This window comes from Psychromonas algarum, from assembly GCF_004376845.1.
Lineage (GTDB): Bacteria > Pseudomonadota > Gammaproteobacteria > Enterobacterales > Psychromonadaceae > Psychromonas.
In genome coordinates this window covers 171,327-189,547 of the sequence record NZ_SNUW01000007.1, presented here as the reverse complement: position 1 = coordinate 189,547, position 18,221 = coordinate 171,327, and the positions used below count along the sequence as shown (strand labels likewise).

General features: G+C 37.3%; 12 protein-coding genes and 1 pseudogene. 5 read left to right on the top strand and 8 right to left on the bottom strand.

The genetic code is table 11. The features are described 5' to 3' along the window. Window positions 1–50: 50 nt before the first annotated feature. From E2R68_RS08455 to E2R68_RS08440, 4 genes are read right to left on the bottom strand one after another with little or no spacing between them, the layout of a single operon-like run. A complete protein-coding gene (locus tag E2R68_RS08455; protein WP_134277255.1) occupies window positions 51–1,451 on the bottom strand; it encodes a hypothetical protein in 1,401 nt (466 codons plus the stop codon). Continuing rightward, window positions 1,435–4,275, bottom strand: coding sequence for a tyrosine-type recombinase/integrase (locus E2R68_RS08450; RefSeq protein ID WP_166738834.1), 2,841 nt, complete (start codon window positions 4,273–4,275; stop codon window positions 1,435–1,437). Before E2R68_RS08450 ends, E2R68_RS08455 begins: the two co-directional genes overlap by 17 nt. After that, the gene (locus tag E2R68_RS08445) at window positions 4,272–6,602 is read right to left on the bottom strand and encodes a hypothetical protein (RefSeq protein ID WP_134277253.1); all 2,331 of its coding nucleotides are present in this window, start codon (window positions 6,600–6,602) and stop codon (window positions 4,272–4,274) included. Before E2R68_RS08445 ends, E2R68_RS08450 begins: the two co-directional genes overlap by 4 nt. 54 nt (window positions 6,603–6,656) lie before the next feature. Then, complete coding sequence (locus tag E2R68_RS08440; protein ID WP_134277252.1) at window positions 6,657–7,145, bottom strand: hypothetical protein; 489 nt, start codon at window positions 7,143–7,145, stop codon at window positions 6,657–6,659. Window positions 7,146–7,687: 542 nt separating this feature from the next. Between E2R68_RS08440 and hipB the strand changes: the two genes are divergently transcribed. From hipB to E2R68_RS13900, 3 genes are read left to right on the top strand one after another with little or no spacing between them, the layout of a single operon-like run. After that, the gene (gene hipB / locus E2R68_RS08435; protein ID WP_134277251.1) at window positions 7,688–7,927 is read left to right on the top strand and encodes a type II toxin-antitoxin system antitoxin HipB; all 240 of its coding nucleotides are present in this window, start codon (window positions 7,688–7,690) and stop codon (window positions 7,925–7,927) included. Beyond that, window positions 7,927–9,231: a type II toxin-antitoxin system HipA family toxin gene (locus E2R68_RS08430; protein ID WP_134277250.1), complete on the top strand. Its 1,305-nt coding sequence runs from the start codon at window positions 7,927–7,929 to the stop codon at window positions 9,229–9,231. Before hipB ends, E2R68_RS08430 begins: the two co-directional genes overlap by 1 nt. Window positions 9,232–9,239: 8 nt before the next feature. After that, a complete protein-coding gene (locus E2R68_RS13900) occupies window positions 9,240–9,392 on the top strand; it encodes a hypothetical protein (RefSeq protein WP_166738833.1) in 153 nt (50 codons plus the stop codon). Window positions 9,393–10,215: 823 nt separating this feature from the next. On the opposite strand, the gene E2R68_RS08425 is transcribed toward E2R68_RS13900, so the two are convergent. Beyond that, a protein-coding gene (locus E2R68_RS08425) for an IS3 family transposase (RefSeq protein WP_445177082.1) occupies window positions 10,216–11,750 on the bottom strand; the annotation gives its coding sequence in 2 pieces (ribosomal slippage) (window positions 10,216–11,291 and window positions 11,291–11,750; 1,536 coding nt in all). Window positions 11,751–11,827: 77 nt separating this feature from the next. Between E2R68_RS08425 and E2R68_RS14260 the strand changes: the two are divergent. Beyond that, window positions 11,828–12,401, top strand: a pseudogene (locus tag E2R68_RS14260) (IS6 family transposase); the annotation flags it as partial. 166 nt (window positions 12,402–12,567) lie between these two features. On the opposite strand, the gene E2R68_RS08415 reads toward E2R68_RS14260, so the two are convergent. From E2R68_RS08415 to dgcN, 3 genes are read right to left on the bottom strand one after another with little or no spacing between them, the layout of a single operon-like run. Next, the gene (locus E2R68_RS08415; protein WP_134277248.1) at window positions 12,568–13,428 is read right to left on the bottom strand and encodes a D-amino-acid transaminase; all 861 of its coding nucleotides are present in this window, start codon (window positions 13,426–13,428) and stop codon (window positions 12,568–12,570) included. A 58-nt stretch (window positions 13,429–13,486) separates the two neighbouring features. Next, window positions 13,487–14,464, bottom strand: coding sequence for an N-acetyl-D-Glu racemase DgcA (gene dgcA, locus E2R68_RS08410; protein WP_208380169.1), 978 nt, complete (start codon window positions 14,462–14,464; stop codon window positions 13,487–13,489). A gap of 10 nt (window positions 14,465–14,474) precedes the next feature. Beyond that, the gene (gene dgcN, locus E2R68_RS08405) at window positions 14,475–15,479 is read right to left on the bottom strand and encodes an N-acetyltransferase DgcN (protein ID WP_134277246.1); all 1,005 of its coding nucleotides are present in this window, start codon (window positions 15,477–15,479) and stop codon (window positions 14,475–14,477) included. A 1,192-nt stretch (window positions 15,480–16,671) separates the two neighbouring features. Here dgcN and E2R68_RS08400 point away from each other — a divergent pair. Next, window positions 16,672–18,126 carry a catalase gene (locus E2R68_RS08400; RefSeq protein WP_134277245.1) on the top strand — a complete coding sequence of 485 codons (1,455 nt, stop codon included), beginning with the start codon at window positions 16,672–16,674 and terminating at the stop codon, window positions 18,124–18,126. Window positions 18,127–18,221: the final 95 nt, after the last annotated feature.

Here is an 18,221-nt window from a genome sequence, read left to right as displayed (position 1 = left end):
TGTATGAGTTTCCATCCTAAATCGAAACCTACATTCCTTTTAAATCAAAGTTATGATTCGAAAGGAACTAAAAAGAAAAAGCGTTCATTAAATGTATTTTTTATTTCACTCGTTAGTAATATCCCATCATAGTTAGACTCATTTGATGACATTTTAACTGGTGAGTCATTTGATTCATACTCTGATAAAGTTTTAATTGCATGATTAAAAAGGCTTAAATTTAGTTTGAAGTTACAGTTTGATTTAAATGGCATTTTTGCCGAAATTGAATAGTTGAGTGTTGATGACGCCTGGTTACTAAGGTCTTCCTGATATATGCATTTTATATCAATGTTGTTTTCAGGCTCTTTTTTAAGAGATCTGTAGTTTAATTGAATTGCATGTGCATTACTTTTGTACAGTTCATTGCCAACGGAAAACTCATTCCATTTATGGGCATCAAATACTTGCGTATTGTGTTGATATCCTTTGGTGATCTCCTTGAGTGTTTCAGTAGAGTCTCGAAAATTTTTTATTGGCTTTACGTTAACCGAGAAAGAGATGCTCCCTGCGGATAATGTTAAGTAATATCTGTCCTGAACACTATTAGCACTGCTTTGTTGTAAAGGTAGGTGCTGTAAAGATACCTCTATTTTTTCAATATCTTTGAACAAGGAAGCTAATTTTTTTATAGATGATTTAGCTACGAGAATAAAAAATGAATTATGTGGCAATAGTGCAGGTGTGCATTTGAAGCTTGAAATGGATATGTCGTAACAATTGTTAGTGTAAAGAATTAGCCTACTTTCATGCTCTGTTACTCTACAGTACTGAAGGGTAACCATATCGACATTGAAAATAGTATCTGGATCTTTTGCTTTCTTTGAGCTTGAGGGAATACTCGCTGCGTTTTCAAAGTGCCTGTTGAGTACTGGGGCAGATAGATGAAAGCTAGAGGTTGTATTTTTAGCTGACTCTTTAAATGAAAAACTTGATATACCAATTTCAAATGATATTGGTATATCAAGTTTAACCTGTTCATCAAGTTCTACTTCATTAAAATCAAAGTCCATTTGTGGTGTATCTTTGCTTTTAGTCATTGCGGGAAGTGGCTTGTCAATAAAGTTTAGTTTCAATAAATTAGAAGTAATTTCAAAGTGCAAATCGTACTCTTCTATATATTGGCAAATAGAGTCTAATAGAGTGGAAGGGGCTTTAAATGAAAGCGTATTGTTATTTGGATTACACTCATTTTCTTGCTGTTGTGGGGGCTCAATAATATCAATATCACAAAAGTAATTACTATAAATCTGAGCTTTATCCGCTTCATTGTGAGCTATTAATAAACGACTCTTTTCATAGAAAATTGTCGCCTCTAAAATATACTGATACCCTTCGCGATGCTTAGATGGCAATAGTTTAATTATTTTTTTAAAGTCAGCGTTACTTTTTGACTTAACTATAAATTCCATTTGACCTCTGATTAACCAAAATATATTTTTTGTATAATTTATAGTAGGTTACAAGTTCTATGACGGCCAAGGTATGTCGCCAAATTCGAGAGTGAAGCTGGTATGGTTTGATGTTTACACTTGTCATTTTCTTCTCTGTAATCGAGAAAATTGGAATAAAATCATTTGCTTTAATTACATCCGACCAGTGGGAGGTGATTGTTTTATTGTTGCCTTTTATGCTGATTTTACAGCCTGAAAATCCCAATGCGTTCAGTGCGTGTAAAACTTTTTTTAAATCCTTAATGTTGGTTACTTCTTTTTTGTTATTAGCTAGTTTCTCTTTTAAAAAAAGCAACGCTTTAACTTTTGATTGAATTTTCTTATCTAAATGTTCATCCAAGTGCTGACCCAAGCGAACCCAAGCGTGGATCTCGTATGGAGCGATCTCTGGAATATTAGGGATATTGCAGTGTTCTTTGATGAAAGTAAGAAATTGCCCGTCAAAGAAGCTGTCTTGGCTACCTTTTTTCATCCTCTGTAGAGCGTCAACGAATATGCTAAAGCAGAAGGTTGTTGGTTTCCTCTTTCCTTTATCAATGGTGTGCCTGCTGACTTTTTTGCCTAAAGAAAATGTTTTTTTCACCAGCTGGTTCATCGTTGCCTGTTTGTTTAAGTCAAGTAGGCAAGGAGAACCATTAATATTGTGTCCAATTTTTTTCTGCATTTCAAAAACGTATTTAGACTCAGTACCTATCCAATCTTGTAGTTGAGCTTTAGAGATAGGATAAGGGATCGCATATTTTTTAGAAATTACCCAGTCAAGGAGGTGTAAGTAGATTGTCGATGTTGTCAGAGGGCCTGCGTGCCCTACTGTTTGTGCTATCCAATCCAAGATAGGAAAGGCTTTATCAAGTTTTCTACCCCAGCTTTCAAAGGATTTGAGAGTGCGTGTTTGCTGCGCCTTGCTAAATAGGTCGCACTCAAAAAATGAGGGTAACTCTTTAAGTTGCTGTGTTGTTAGTGTGAGTAATAGCAGCAAGTTGTTTGCAAATGCATGCCGGAGAAGGTGAGTTACCCAGGATGTATCTTGAGTATAGTCGCGTACAAAGGCAATAAACTGCTTTTCCAAATTAGCATAATCCCACTCACTAAATAGGTACTGTTCACCCTCAAACAACCGTTTTTCTTGTACTGTTTGTATCAATTCAGTAACGAATGATTCAGGCATGATAGAGAAGGGGATATCCCTAACGCCCGCTTTGGTTTTACGTCGTTTACCTGGCGTGACAGAGACAATTTCAGTCTCTAAGTTGATATCGCCTAACTGTAAATTTAAAGCTTCATCTTCCCGTAGTCCTATGTAATAACAGCAACGCATAAAAAAGACGATCTTATATTCATAAATGCCTTTCCCCTTTAGATACTCACAACATATAACTTCAAACTCCTTGGGGCTAAGGTAGTTTGAACGCACAACCCCCTGGTTATCCATAAGAAGCAATTCATCAATTCTTATCTCTTTGATTTGTGGTGATTGCTCAATAAACTTAAGAAACCTTAGAACAGTAAATTGTTGATTGGCATTGTTAAATGAATCGAGACCGTCTTGGCAATACTCAGTTAACTTTTCTGAGGATAAAGATTGAATAGATTGTCGCTGATAGCTCATTCGAGTAAAGGATAGTATTGTTGAAAAATAGGCTTTTATAGTGCTAACTGTTAATTTTCCCTTCCATGCCGTGCCGTGTGTGAAAATTTCATTTATCCAGTAAATAGTTAGGTAAAGCCCTTCAGAAATATCCTTATTTAAGCAATTGGATAGCAGGTTTTGCGCGTATTTAAAATCCTCACTATGCCGACTCTCATTTTTATCGTTTAATGCATAATGACTCAAGATAGAGTGGACTTCACGTTCAACTTTTACATCACCAGCTTTGTTGTTATTACGCTCAGGAATAACTGAGGCAATGCTATATGTAGGGTGATTTCTTTTAATGGGTGACGTGACAATATTACCACCGAATAACCTGTCAATTGTCAGGTCGGGGAGTGACTGCTCAGACTGCCAAAAGTCACGTAATCCTAATGGTTGATGAAATAAACCAATATCACGGATGATTGATGAGGCGCGCATGTTAGCGATTTCAGGGAGTTGGGAAGATATATGATTACGATAAGCTTCAATTAATTTTTTTGCTTTCAATTTAGGGCGGATAGTTCTAGTAACTAACGCATTAAGCAGTAGCGCACTGCAAGGTTGTAGCCATACTCTACGGTGGTTTCTAGGTAGTGATATAGTGATATCATTCGCGCTGGAGTAGCTACAGAAATTGTCATATGAAATAGTTAGAAACTCATCTAACTCATTGAATGTATTTAAGTTGCTTTCTAGTGCAATAAGCAATAGTAATTTTCCCCATGCCTCATCATTAACTTTATTAACACCACTTCCAATAATGCAATCAGAGGTCTGGTAAATCTCTTTTATAAGCGCAGAACAAGTCGAGGGGCTAATATTTTTGGTTGTGATTGCCGCTGGCATAGTCGGCATGAGTTGAATTTTTTGCGGAGGAAGTAGGTTGGGTTGTCGTATTTGTTCTCGTTCATATATGAGCGCCAAGCATTCAGAAAAAACTTGCAACTCATCACTGGTCGATATTTCTTTTTTTAATATAGATGGTAGGCGGCTCAGCGCATTTTTAGGCCATGTTTTAGCGCCTGTTAATCGCCTATAAACAGCATCAATACTTAAAAATGTACCAATGCATTCTCGTTTTGATAATGAGTGTTCAGCAAGCTCAGTAGATAAGTGCTGATGCCAACCGGAAATAATCTCATTCATGATGCGATACCCTGAATCTTTAGCAATTTCTGTAAAAGTGTAAAGCAGCATTCATCACTACTTTTAAATAGAAGGGAGTAGTGCACTAATGATTCCTGTTGATATGAGATTAATTCCACAACGGTTAAAAGGCTATAGCTTCGTAATGGAAACTGCCCATAGTCGAAATGATTCATAAGGATGTTGAAATGTGATTGGTGAAAATCATGGCGATGCAGTGTCACAAATAAACTCGCCGCGGTATGCCTAAATGCACTTGGGTCGAGATTAAGAGAAAAGCTCTTTGCCAATTCATTTAGCTTACTTTTGGAAGCGTCAGCAAAGAAGTTTTCGATGATTACTTTTTGCTCTCGGGATAATTGTTTAGTTAATTTCCATAGTTCGCTGAGTCCATCATCCATGATTAAAAATCTTAGCTCATCATTTTGGTGTGCATCTTTATCCTTCGTTAGCATTAAATGTAAATCAGGCTCAATGTAATCTGCTTGCGGAATTGGTTTTATAACAGGCCTAATTGCACATGTTATTGCTGTGCGAAAATAAAGGTATAACACCAACGTTTCGCAAATAAGTGTATTTCTAGCCCTTAATTTATTTTTGTTTCCTTCACTGCACTGTTTAAATTGATCGCAAAGGGCATCAAGAATAATTTTTTGCTTACTTCCCTTGATTGATAGCGCAGCTCCAAATGCATTTTGATCCATTTTATAAGGGGCAATATTTAAACGGCTAGACTCATCTAGAGATAGATTCTGCTTATTTAGCATGCAAGTGTCGATAAATTTTAGCCAGTTATTCTGAAGTGTTGCTATCAATTCATATGCATCGTTATTTACATAAAAAGAGCCCATAACTCCCTTTCCCTGTAGTATTGCACGATCCGTTTTAGGTAATATAAATGCTGAAAAATGATGAAACGTATTTCGGATCCGAGCATGAGAAATGGTTTGAGCCTCATTTTTATTAGCAATATCAAGTTTTACTTTTAACCATGCTTTATATTCATTCCAGCTTGTATCTAAAACAGTTGCGAGTGTTTTATTATGTCGATAACTACTCTGTTTAATATCTTTTATAAATTCAAAAAAATATCTCTGCAATGGATAAGGGCAAATAAGGCTGATTACTTTCTTCTCTGCTGCTTGATCATAAAGATCACTATTAGAAGGTGCTTTTTTACCTTTTACTAACTGCGTCTTTTGATTGTAGAAAAGTGTATGGGGATCATTCGATGTCGTATTCGCATTGTAGTGAAAACCTATTTTTTCAGAGCAGGGGGTTGCTGAAAGGTCATTGAATACTTTTAGCTCGCTGAATGAGGAATAGGGTTTTCCCAACCAAACTTCCAGCCATAAAATTATTCTGAAAGCTATTTGGCTTGCATTAAGCTCCATCGTCGAAAATAAATCAGGTGTGGCAGTGTGAATAAATTGAGTAAACTTTTGTGGTGTTAACGCAGACAGCGCAAGTGGTAGGGATAAATTGTTGTGACGTACACCGCTTCCCATACCAAATTTCTTTTTATTAAAAACAGCTTTTTGTTGTTCGAGAGTTTGCTCTCTATTAGGCTCAAACTCTAAATACCTAACGGCAACATTCCCATCATCATCAGTATGCAGTATCTCTTTAATTTGGCACTCGTCGTCAAATTGTACAAATGACTCAAGGGTGTTTTGGGAAGTTAGTAGCGGTTTCTTTTTATGCGTAAAATGCGCGTCGAAGCTAGATGCAAATACAAATAAACCTGTGTGGCTATCTCTTAATTTATGTAGGTGGCTCCTTAATTCAAAGGTTGTAAGAAACTCTATATCAGGTTGTGTTAATAAATCTGTTAGTGATTCAAATTTAAGATTATTTTGTAATGTACGATCAAACTCTAATGAGTCTTCATATCGTAATCCTTGATGATAGAGATAAAGTCGCGCTAATAAGCTAAACCACCAATACTGCTCTACCTTATTTTTGTTGCTTGAATCTATTAATAACAGTGTTGAGTAAAGTGGGTAATGGGTTAGGAATTGATGAAGTTGAGTGCGCTTAGTGAATGACCTTTGCTTTTTTTCGACAGGAAGTTTCTCGGCGACCGTATCAATGAGTCCCAACAAGTTTGATTGTAACCGCTCATAATAGGTGTTTTCTGGTGATGCAATATTGCAGCATATCTGGCTGAAAAGCTTAAGTACCGTAGGTAGGTTTGCAGGATATGATAATAATTTTGGTAATGGGAAATGAAGTTGTAAAAGGTCATTCTCTTTTTTATCCAGCCATGCAAAAGCAACAGTTTCATTACAACATGCAGGATTACAATTTTGAAATGGATACTTCATCCTAACCTACCGTTGATTGAGTAAAGTGGCTAATATTTTGATCATCAAATGAGACTAAAAAAGAGGTTCATCATATTCTTGAACTTTAGGGTCATTGATCTGTATCTTTGGCTCTAGTTTTGGTGCTTTTAGTGCGGGGCGAGCACAGTTAAGCAGGGTTGCATATTTTCTCTGAGATAAACTATCGCTCTTTAAATGCTGCTCGTCTAATGTCTGAAAAGGTATGTATAGAGGACCGTTTAACATTTGCCTAGCTAAACAATCGATCACAGATTTAACGCAGTCATCTTTGTTACTGAATTTTTTAATGACGGTAAAATTTAGTTTTCTCTCTGGAAATTTATCTTGAATAACCTTTACGAATGCCCAATCACTAATGGGATAAATATTATTCATAAATTTATTTACAGGAATGATCATGTTGGATGTTAGCTCCTCAAATTTTGAGGGTGATAGCGCGAGTAACTGATATATATTTTCTACACTCGAACCAATCAAACTAACCTCAAATGGCATTAGGCATTCTGTCGCCAGTCTTTTCATGAATTCCTCAAATAACTTTAATTGGAAGCTATATTTGTTAACTATTGTTTCTTGATAAAAGCGAATTTATTACGCTAATCGTCATTATTTAAAGTCTCACTGTGAGACTATATATTGTGTCTTGTTTTTTTGTTTTTGGTATATATTGTGGTTTGTTTCCATTAGGCTAGTTTTTATTCATGCTAAATGAAATAAGTTAATTAAATTTTCTTGATGTAGATCTGGTAATTTATTTTCTAGTATTTATTCTAATGCTTTTCCTAACTTCCCTAGAAATAATGCTTTGTGGTCGTGAGTTTCTAGGGAAAGCTTGCAATGTATTAACTCAAAGGTTTAGTGATGATTGAGCTGTCGATGTGGTTATCAAAATTAACATTTTTAATGTAGAAGATACGATAAATATAATTATCCTCTTGGGAGGATAAATAGCCAATTATCCTCCCTAAGGGATAATGTTGTAAATATCCCCTTTAGGGGATATGCTAGTTATTAGAATGATAAAAATAATTAACATCTTTTCTTGAATAACTAGGAATAGTGGCATGGTATATAGCCCCAAACAACTCGCTAACTTGATGCTCCTTACAAGGCAAAAAAATGATTGGACTCAAGCTGAACTAGCGAAAAGAGTAGGAATAAAACAAGCAACTATTTCTAACTTTGAAAATAACCCTGATAACACAAAGCTTTCAACTTTTTTTAAGTTGCTTCAAGCTATGAATTTAACATTAAAAATAGAAGATAAAAATACAGCAAAACATGGCAAGGATGAGGGGTGGTAATGCAAGAGCTAATCGCATATATGAATGGTGAGCTTGTCGGCAGTTTAAAGAAGTATGCGAATGGTGCTCATTCGTTTCAGTATGACAAAAGCTGGATAGATAACGATAAGACAAGGCCTTTGTCATTATCGCTAAAGCTACAACTGCCTGCTATTAACTCAGATGCTGTTATTAACTATTTTGATAACCTTTTACCTGATAGCCCTAAAGTCAGAGAAAGAATTGTTACAAGATATAAGGTTGCATCTAAGCAACCTTTCGATTTGCTCAAGGAAGTAGGCAAAGATAGCGTAGGGGCGATAATGTTGTTACCCCCAGAGCATCCTTATCAAAAAGCCCCCCTTAATTATGAAATATTAAAAGAGCCAAAACTCGAAGCTATACTTTCTTCTTACAAGTCAGATTTTCCATTAGGCATGATCGAAGATGAAGATGATTTCAGGATATCGGTTGCTGGAGTGCAAGAGAAAACAGCACTTCTTTTATGGGATGGAAAATGGTGTATCCCGAAAGGTAATACGCCGACAACACACATTATTAAATTACCCATCGGTGAGATACAGCAAGCAAACGCTACATTGGATTTAAAAGACAGTGTTGAGAATGAATTTCTTTGCGTTGAGCTTGCTAGAGAGCTTGGTTTTAAAGTACCTAAAGTAGACATCATAAAAACCAAAAACCTTAAGGCGTTAGCAGTTGAACGCTTTGATAGACGTTGGAGTAAAAATAAGACCGAGTTATTGCGCTTACCTCAGGAAGATATCTGCCAAGTATTTGGGAAGCCTTCATCGATTAAATATGAATCTCATGGAGGGCCAGGAATCTCTGAAATAATGGAATTGTTAATGGGCTCTAGTAATGCGCTTGAAGATCAATATAACTTTATGAGGTTTCAGGCCTTTCAGTGGATCATTGGTGCTACGGATGGACATGCTAAGAATTTTTCTATCTTTATAGAGAAAGGCGGAAGCTATAGGCTAACGCCATTTTACGATATTTTATCTGCTTACCCAATCCTTGGAGGGCGAGGACTAAATATCAGACAGTTAAAACTTGCAATGGGGTTGAAAGCAACAAAGGGTAAAAAGTATGACATACACAAAATTTTACCACGTCACTTTATTGATACAGCTAAAGCAATTAATTTCAGCGAAGTTAAGATGCAAATCATTTTGAATGAATTAAAAGAGCAGGTGCCAGAAGCTATTCTACAAGTTAAGGGTAAACTTCCCATTGGTTTTCCAGAGCACATTTCTGACTCTATTTTTGATAATTCAATTAAAACACTAAAACGGATCAGGTGATGGGGACAATGACGAGTAAAAAGAAAAAGGAGCTTTTAAAGCTTCAAATATATCGTGCCGTTGCAAGCTCTACTGCGATAGAAACGGGTGAGTCTATTCCTGAGCTAGAGAGAAAATTGAAAAATAAAAGCAGCAAGTTTAACTGGCTGACTTTGGCGTAAGCTAATCGCAGCCCTTTAGGTGCGTATTCATCGCATGTCCTGCATAATAAAGTGGTGGTACGATATCACCACACTTTTAGGCGCATAAAAATGTAAGTTTTAACATAATAAAGCGCATTAAAGTGTGAGAGTGGAACTCACTCTGCTCAGATTAATAAGTTAATTGGACTTCCTCAGTACACTCAGTCATGTTGATACTTTTGTATATTGGCCTTCTTCAATGCGTTGAGATTGTTGTCGCTTCATGCCAATTAATAAAAGCAAAATTTCGTTGCTCTAACCCAAGCTGTTTACGTCCCTTTTTAATAAGCGTGTTAATGGCAAAAATTAGTGTAAAATAGTATGGTTTTTAATAGAGATAAATATTAATTTTCCATTTAAAAAGTAGCTTTAAAAAAACTTACCAACATGTTTTTGGCTTTATTTTAACCATTGATTGTCAGGTTTTTTTTTGTAATCGCTAAATTTTCAGCCTTCTTTGGTGGCCAATAATTATCTTTTTGACCATGAAAAAGGACTTTTAATGGTGTTAAATGGTGTCGATAAATTAATGTAACATATTGTTTTTATGTATCTTATTGTTTTATTTTAATTTACTTAGAATATACATCTAAGCCTTCCAAGCTGATAATGCGGGTTCGATTCCCGCTGCCCGCTCCAACTATTTATACTTTAAAACCAAGCACTTGTGCTTGGTTTTTTTGTTTCTGCTGTTTGAAAAAATAGTTGGGGGACCAAAAGTCGCCCATTTGTAGACCAACCCTATTTTTACCCTCTGTAAGTTCGGTGTTTTTCAAGACAGTTGGCACTCATTAGCTAATTTTTATGCTGCTTCTTTCTTAGGAGTATCTGGATTTAATGTGACAGCTCCAATTGCATTACAGTCTTGAACCTCACCAGACCAACGCAGTGGGTTTTTAGCCCTAGCATCTAGTAATACGATTTTTCTCTTATTTAGTATATCTGTATCTAAACCATCATGCCGTTCACTAGGTGTAATGAACTTAATCCTGCTGTGCTTGTGCTCCGTGTTATACCAGGTCACAAAACCTTGCACCCAATCTCGTACCTCACTTAAATCGCTAAACCCATGAGATGGCCAATCAGGTCGATATTTTAGCGTCCTAAATGTAGATTCAGAATACGGGTTATCGTTACTCACTCTTGGTCTGTTATATGACGGCGTAACACCGAGCTCTTCCATTTTTACTTTCATCGTCACCGCTTTCATTGGTGCACCATTATCAGAATGTAAAACGAGCGGGTTGCGACCTATTTTCTCTCGCCAGCAGGTTCGTTCAAGTAACTCACCAGCCTTGATACCACACTCATTTTCATATACCTCATAGCCGACTATTTTTCGACTATAAATATCTTCTATCATGTACAAATAATAATATTGTCCCCGAACTTTTGAGTGGCAATAAGTGATATCCCATGACCACACTTCATTCGCTTTATTAGCGGTATATGTGGTTGGTTTACTGACTTTTTTACGGACTTTACTACGCCCTCGATGAACGAGTTGACCAACCTGTTTCAGAACCCGATAAAACGCTGATACTGAAGCGATATATACCCCCGAATCCAATAATGAAGGCACTATCTGAGAAGGGGGTAAACTTGCATATTCTTTACTGTTACAAATCGCTAAAACTGATGCCCGTTCAGCATCAGTTAACTTGTTTTTCGGCTCAGGTCTATCAGCATCAAGGCGCCTATCTCCAACCATCAGAGCATCTTCTTTTATCCAGCGACGATAGGTTCTCAGGCTTATTCCTGCTTCAGAGCAAGCAATTGCTTTTCTAGCACCTGCTGTAAAAGCCTTATTAATCAGAGTAATTAACTTTTGTCGTTCAAGTAATGCCGTTAGCTCTCCTCGTCCTCTTGGCCGTAGAGAGCGTTCAACTTTTTTCTTAGCACCAATATGGCAGCAGTTTCAGCAAGCGCTTTCTCCTTGCGTCGTAGCTCTTTTTTTAGTTTCTTGATCTCAGCTTTATCTGCTTGGGCTTCTTTAATACTGGCTTTTTTGCTTACTTTTTTTATTTGCATGCCTTGTACAAACTCACTTTTCCAAGCCTTTATTTGCTCTGGATAAAAGCCATTTTCACGGCAATACTTTGCCAATTCAGATTCAGTTAAAGGACTGGTTTCAATAATAATCGCAAGCTTCTTTTCCGCCGTTAAAGACGTTGAGTTAGACATAGTTATACCGTTGTTTTTAGCTACTTTTAGCCAAGCATATAAAGTACTACAGTGTATGCCTTCTTCATTAGCAACTTCAACTACCGACCTTGATTGTGGTGGTAATACTTTACTTAAAACAGCTTCTTTTCTTTCTGGTGAATATCCAGTCATTCCAATCTAATTACCGCTCCCTGTCTTTATTATTAAGTGAAAACTAAGGAGTGACAACTAGTCTGACACAGGGGGTTGTTAGTTATGAAACGATTCGTCAGTGGTGCAAAAAGTATGGAACAATGTATTGCAATCAAATAAAAAAGAGCCGTAGTCAGCTTGGAGATACTGGTATCTGGATGAGGTCTTTATTAAGATCAATGGCGTATTACATTACTTTTGGCGAGCCGTAAATCAAGATGGTGATGAAATTGAATTCTGGTGCAAAAGCGTAAAGATAAAAGAGCAGCCATGCGATTCTTTAAGCGGTTATTAAAAGGGCAGGGAGTGATGCCGTTGAAGATTGTGACTGATAAACTGGCAAGTTACTCTGCAGCAAAAAAAGAAGTAATACCAAGTGTGGAACACTCAACCGTTCAATATGAAAATAACGTGTGTGAATTATCGCATCAGCCCACTCGACAACAAGAAAGGCAAATGCGGTGATTCAAATCCCATGGTCAAGCTCAACGTTTTTTGAGTTGCCATGGTGTGATTAATAACTTATTTCGACCTGGTCGACATTTAATGCAAGCGAAACATTATCGCCTTTTCCGCGATCGCCCCTTTAGAGAATGGGAACGGGTTAGTTGTATCCAAAATTTAGATTGAGGGTTATTTTATTGCTTTTAATCATCCCGCTTGGATAAGTTGACAATATCCTTAGATACTTTAAGGGCGATTGCTGCTTATACAACTGCTTATCGTTAAATGATTAAGTTAATGATAGGCAGTTGTATTGAGTTTTGGACAGTGTGTTGAGGCTAGAAAAAACTGCTTATTCAGCCGTTTGCAGTGCCAATTCAATATAAATATTTCGTAGTTTAGTCGCAACTGAACCGGGTTTACCGTCTGCGATCGTTTTGCCATCGATTTCTATAACAGGCCATACAAAAGTCGTTGCCGAACTAACAAAAGCTTCGCTTGCTTGATAAGCTTCTTCAACGGTGAAAGAGCGCTCTTCGATTTTCATATTTTCTTTTTCAGCAAGCTCAAGCAGTGCCTTACGGGTGATCCCATGTAAAATATCATTGCTCAGTGCGCGTGTAATTAATACCCCCTCTTGCGTAACAATATAAGCATTGTTAGAGCTACCTTCTGTGATATACCCATCTTCGATTAACCATGCATCATCGACTTGTTTATCAAGAGCACCTTGTTTAGCCATGCAAGGTGCAAGTAGGCCAACGGTTTTAATATCACGACGTTTCCAACGAATATCCTCGGTGGTGATCACCTTCATTCCTTTGGTCGCTTTAGGTGTATTAAGTAGAGAGCGTGCTTGTGTAAATAGAACCAGTGTTGGTTTTACATCCGCAGAAGGGTAAGCAAAATCACGATCACCTGCGTTGCCACGGCTTACTTGTAGATAGATGCCGCCTTCGTCGAGTTGGTTTACTTTAATTAATTCTCTTTGAATAGCTATGATCTGCTCTATTGTTACTGGAAGTGCAATTTGTAGCTCATCACACGATCGTTGTAAACGAAGCATATGACCTTCATTCTCTACTAATAGACCATTAAGTACAGCTGTTACTTCGTATACAGCATCCCCAAAAAGAAAACCACGATCAAAAATAGAAACTTTTGCTTCACTTTCTTTAATAAATTGACCGTCTAGATATACAGTACGTTCCATAAAACATTCCTTCTTTGATAGCAATAAGTTGCATCATTGATATATATAAAATTAAATATTAGCCCCAAAGCTTCGCTTGATAGACATTCATTAGACTGTCAGTAAATGGGATTGGGGATTCTCTGTCTTCAGCAAGAAGCAGGGGACCATCAAGGTCGACGACCTGTACATCTTGAGCAACTATAAATGCAGGCGCCATTGCAAGGGAAGTAGCAAGCATGCAGCCTACCATTACTTGTAAGCCAGCTTGTTGCGCCTCTTCTTTTAGCGCAAGTGCTTCAGTTAAACCGCCTGTTTTATCTGTTTTAATATTGACCATGTCGTAGCGACCGATAATTTTTGGCAAGCTACTTCTATCATGGCAAGATTCATCAGCACAGAGTGTGATAGGTCTAGGTAGGTGCTCAAGTGCAGAGTCATCATTGGCGGGCAGTGGCTGTTCAATCATTTCTACACCTAATTTTACTAATTCAGGCACCATCTCAAGATACTGTTCTTCATTCCAACCTTCATTTGCGTCAACAATAATACGTGCACCTGGAGAGCCTTCTCGAACGGCAGCTACGCGTTCAACATCACCTTCACCAGCAAGTTTTAATTTCAGCAGGGGTCTATGTACATTTTCTATCGCGGCTAGTTTCATGTTTTCGGGTGTATCTAAAGATAACGTAAAAGCGGTGATGACAGACTTCGGTTGTGGAACCGATAAATATTGCCAAATTCGTTGCTTTGCTTTTTTGCATTCAAAATCCCAATAGGCACAATCAAGTGCATTACGCGCAGCACCTGCGGGTAGTAAATACTGCATCTCTTTTCGGGTTAAACCGTTTTCAACTTTGACGGTCAGCTCTGCAAGCTCGGCAAGAACTGATTCTATAGATTCACCATAGCGAGCATAAGGCACACACTCACCGCGACCAATATATTCGCCCTGTTGTAATTCAACTACAACAACTCGGGTGTGTGTTCTGCTACCACGAGAAATAGTAAAGGTGCCATTAACCGGCCAACTTTCTTCAAATAGTTTAACCTTCATAATTGTATCCTTAGATCTTTTTCAGCTCAGTAACAATACGGCTAACGCCTTCACGGAAAGGATCAACTGCAGGTAGAGCAAACTGTGCTTCAACCCCATCTAGGTATTCTTTAGCTTCAGTTTCCGATAGATTTGAAGTGTTCACAGAAATACCTACAAATTTCACGTTTGGATTAACGGTACGTGCAAAAGTAAGGTTGAGATCCATACATGTTTGTAAGTCAGGAAGTGAGTAAGTTGGTAAACCACGCATATGTTCACGGGTTGGTTCATGGCATAGAATTAAAGCATCAGCTTGTGAACCGTGAATTAGGCCAGCGGTTACACCAGAAAAAGAGGCATGAAATAGAGAACCTTGTCCTTCAATAACATCCCAGTGATCTGCATCATTTTCAGGTGTGATTGTCTCAACTGCACCAGCAATAAAATCCGCAACAACCGCATCAATGCTGACACCTGAGCCACTAATTAAAATACCTGTTTGTCCTGTTGCACGGAAGCTTACGTTCATACCCTGCGCTAACATCTCTTTTTCAAGTGCTAGAGCTGTGTACATTTTACCAACAGAGCAATCTGTACCCACTTGTAGTAAACGTTTACCTGAACGTTTTAATCCAGTTGCAACAGGAAATGTTTGAGTTGGAAAGCGCACATCAAACAGGTTACGACCTAAGCTATCTGCTAACTCTTTAAGTTCAGGAATATCGTTTAATTTGTTATGTAGACCAGCAGCAAGGTCAAAACCTGCCTTAAGGGCTTCAGTCAAAATAGCAATCCATTTATCGGAGATAATTCCACCGCGATTTGCAACGCCAATCACTAATGTTTTTACGCCAGCTGCTTTGGCTTGCTCAATATCCATCTCTGTTAGACCACAATCAGCAACACAGCTCTCCATGCGATATTGACCTACACAGTATTCTGGATGCCATTGATTAATGCCTTGAGCAACTTTTGCTGCTAGTGGATCTTGTGCGTCACCTAAAAATAAAAGATAAGGCTTTTGAATTTTCATTGTATTACTTCCTATTGGTAGTAGAGCCATTTCATCCATGTTGGAAGAAGCACTATTGTGGGCCAATTAAATTAATCTAAAGAATAAAAAGCAGGTTTTGTGCCAAGGATATCTGTTCTTAATCGCATTGATAATTTTTTCAAAAAGGTGAAATAAGTCATTTAGGGGAAAGAACTTTGTAAAGCCCCAAGTAAATGCAACAAAAGTTTTTTATTCTGTTATTTTTGCTCCTATAGGGTTTATAACTATTTTGTGAGTGAAGGGTGAATTTGCATTAATACCTTAAAATACTTTTTTTGATTAAATTTTTTTATTTAAGATCTTTTTAGCTAAATATTTTTAATAAAATATTTGCAATTACACTCTTTATTTTCACTGCAGCGGTACTGAGCGCACCTTTTCGGTGCTCTTTTTGTTGTTTTTAGAAGGGGTTTACAACTTAGATGTATTATTAATACAAAGTGAAATCTGCTGGTTAATTTTCCTCATTTAGCTTTCGTGTGATTGAATAATTGTTTGCGGCCAGAAGTGTCGTTGTCAGTTATGAAACGATTCGTCAGTGCTGTAAAAATATGCTTAGACTTATTGTAATTAGATAAAAAAAGAACCTCGGTCAGCTTGGTGATACTTGGTATCTGGATGAAGTTTCTATTAAAGTGAATGGCGTATTACATTACCTATAGCGCGCAGTAGATCAAGACTGCGATGAAATAGATATTTTAGTACAAAAGCGTAAGGATAAAGGCGGAAGTTTAAATTCCAAAGACAAGCGTAACTTTTTTTGAGTTGCCACTGTGTGGTTAATAACTTATTTCGCCCTGCTCGTCATTTAATGTAAGCGAAATATTATCACCTTCTTCGCGATCGAGCCTTTAGATAATGGGATAGGGGGAGTTGTGTCAAAAATTTATTTTAGAGCGAATTTTAGAGGATTTGCTTAGTTAAACCCGATGAGTTGACAATACTTTAAGCAAGCATCTATCGTAAGATTTTCACGCTTTTCATGAGTATAACTACATGGAAAAAGAGCCTATTACGTATTAATTTTCTATATCGATCGCAACTTTGAAATGTTGAATATATTCTTTTTAAATACCTATATTTTCTTTGATTTAACGCAATATTTGTCACCTCTTTACACGTATATTAATTTTGATTTAATGATTAAAAATCAAATAGATAGAGGATAAGTATGGAAAAGAAATTAACTACCGCAGCAGGATGTCCTGTTGCTCATAATCAAAATGTACAAACAGCAGGGAAACGAGGACCTCAACTTCTTCAAGATGTGTGGTTTCTTGAAAAATTAGCACACTTTGATCGCGAAGTTATTCCTGAACGCCGTATGCATGCAAAAGGTTCAGGTGCTTACGGTACTTTTACTGTGACTCATGACATTACTCAATATACCAAAGCTAAAATATTTTCAGAAATTGGTAAAAAAACAGAGTTATTTGCTCGTTTTACTACCGTAGCAGGTGAACGTGGTGCTGCTGATGCTGAGCGTGATATTCGTGGCTTTGCTTTGAAGTTCTATACTGAGGAAGGCAACTGGGATTTAGTGGGCAATAATACGCCTGTTTTCTTTTTACGTGACCCTTTAAAATTTCCTGATTTAAATCATGCAGTGAAACGTGATCCTCGTACTAATATGCGTAGTGCAGAAAATAACTGGGATTTTTGGTCATCATTGCCTGAAGCTCTGCACCAAGTAACCATCGTTATGAGTGATCGTGGTATTCCTGCGTCTTATCGCCATATGCATGGATTTGGTAGCCATACATTTAGTTTTATTAATGCCGCCAATGAGCGTTTCTGGGTTAAGTTCCACATGAAATCTCAACAAGGCATTAAAAACTTGAGTGAAGAAGAAGCTGCAAAAGTTATCGGTGAAGATCGTGAAAGCCATCAACGTGATTTATTAGACAGTATTGATAATGGTGATTATCCAAAATGGAAATTCCAAGTTCAAATCATGCCTGAAGCAGATGCAGAAAAAGTACCTTATCATCCATTCGATTTAACTAAAGTTTGGCCACATAAAGATTACCCGTTAATTGATGTGGGTGAGTTTGAACTCAATCGTAACCCTGAAAACTTCTTTGCTGAAGTTGAGCAGTCAGCATTTAACCCAGCGAGTGTAGTTCCTGGGATCAGCTTCTCACCAGATAAAATGTTACAAGGTCGTTTGTTCTCTTACGGTGATGCGCAGCGCTACCGTTTGGGTGTTAACCATCATTCAATTCCAGTGAATGCTCCTCGTTGCCCAGTACACAGCTATCATCGTGATGGTGCAATGCGTGTTGATGGAAATCATGGTGGCACTATTGGTTATGAACCAAACTCAAAAGGTGAATGGGTGGAGCAACCTGATTTTTCAGAGCCACCATTAAAAATCGATGGTTATGCGGCAAACTTTGATTTCCGTGAAGACGATGATGATTACTACTCACAGCCTAGAGCTTTATTCCAATTAATGACGGCTAAGCAACAACAAACATTATTTGAAAATACTGCGGGTAATATTGGTGGCGCATCAAAACCTATTCAGTTACGTCATTTAACTAACTGTTATAAAGCTGATCCAGCATATGCGGCGGGTATTGCCGAATTACTAGGTATCGATGAGAGTGAATATAAAGCTTAATCTTATATCCATATCTTAATTTAATAAGATAAATAAAATGCCGTATTACATTCAAAATGAAATACGGCATTTTTATATCAAGCTAACTGCTTAGT

Excerpts from the sequence above, each read along its gene's own strand:
- E2R68_RS08440 (WP_134277252.1), bottom strand. The coding sequence starts at position 7,145 with ATGAAAAGACTGGCGACAGAATGCCTAATGCCATTTGAGGTTAGTTTG.
- E2R68_RS08450 (WP_166738834.1), bottom strand. The coding sequence starts at position 4,275 with ATGAATGAGATTATTTCCGGTTGGCATCAGCACTTATCTACTGAGCTT.
- hipB (WP_134277251.1), top strand. The coding sequence starts at position 7,688 with ATGGTATATAGCCCCAAACAACTCGCTAACTTGATGCTCCTTACAAGG.
- E2R68_RS13900 (WP_166738833.1), top strand. The coding sequence starts at position 9,240 with ATGACGAGTAAAAAGAAAAAGGAGCTTTTAAAGCTTCAAATATATCGT.
- dgcA (WP_208380169.1), bottom strand. The coding sequence starts at position 14,464 with ATGAAGGTTAAACTATTTGAAGAAAGTTGGCCGGTTAATGGCACCTTT.
- E2R68_RS08415 (WP_134277248.1), bottom strand. The coding sequence starts at position 13,428 with ATGGAACGTACTGTATATCTAGACGGTCAATTTATTAAAGAAAGTGAA.
- E2R68_RS08430 (WP_134277250.1), top strand. The coding sequence starts at position 7,927 with ATGCAAGAGCTAATCGCATATATGAATGGTGAGCTTGTCGGCAGTTTA.
- dgcN (WP_134277246.1), bottom strand. The coding sequence starts at position 15,479 with ATGAAAATTCAAAAGCCTTATCTTTTATTTTTAGGTGACGCACAAGAT.
- E2R68_RS08455 (WP_134277255.1), bottom strand. The coding sequence starts at position 1,451 with ATGGAATTTATAGTTAAGTCAAAAAGTAACGCTGACTTTAAAAAAATA.
- E2R68_RS08400 (WP_134277245.1), top strand. The coding sequence starts at position 16,672 with ATGGAAAAGAAATTAACTACCGCAGCAGGATGTCCTGTTGCTCATAAT.
- E2R68_RS08445 (WP_134277253.1), bottom strand. The coding sequence starts at position 6,602 with ATGAAGTATCCATTTCAAAATTGTAATCCTGCATGTTGTAATGAAACT.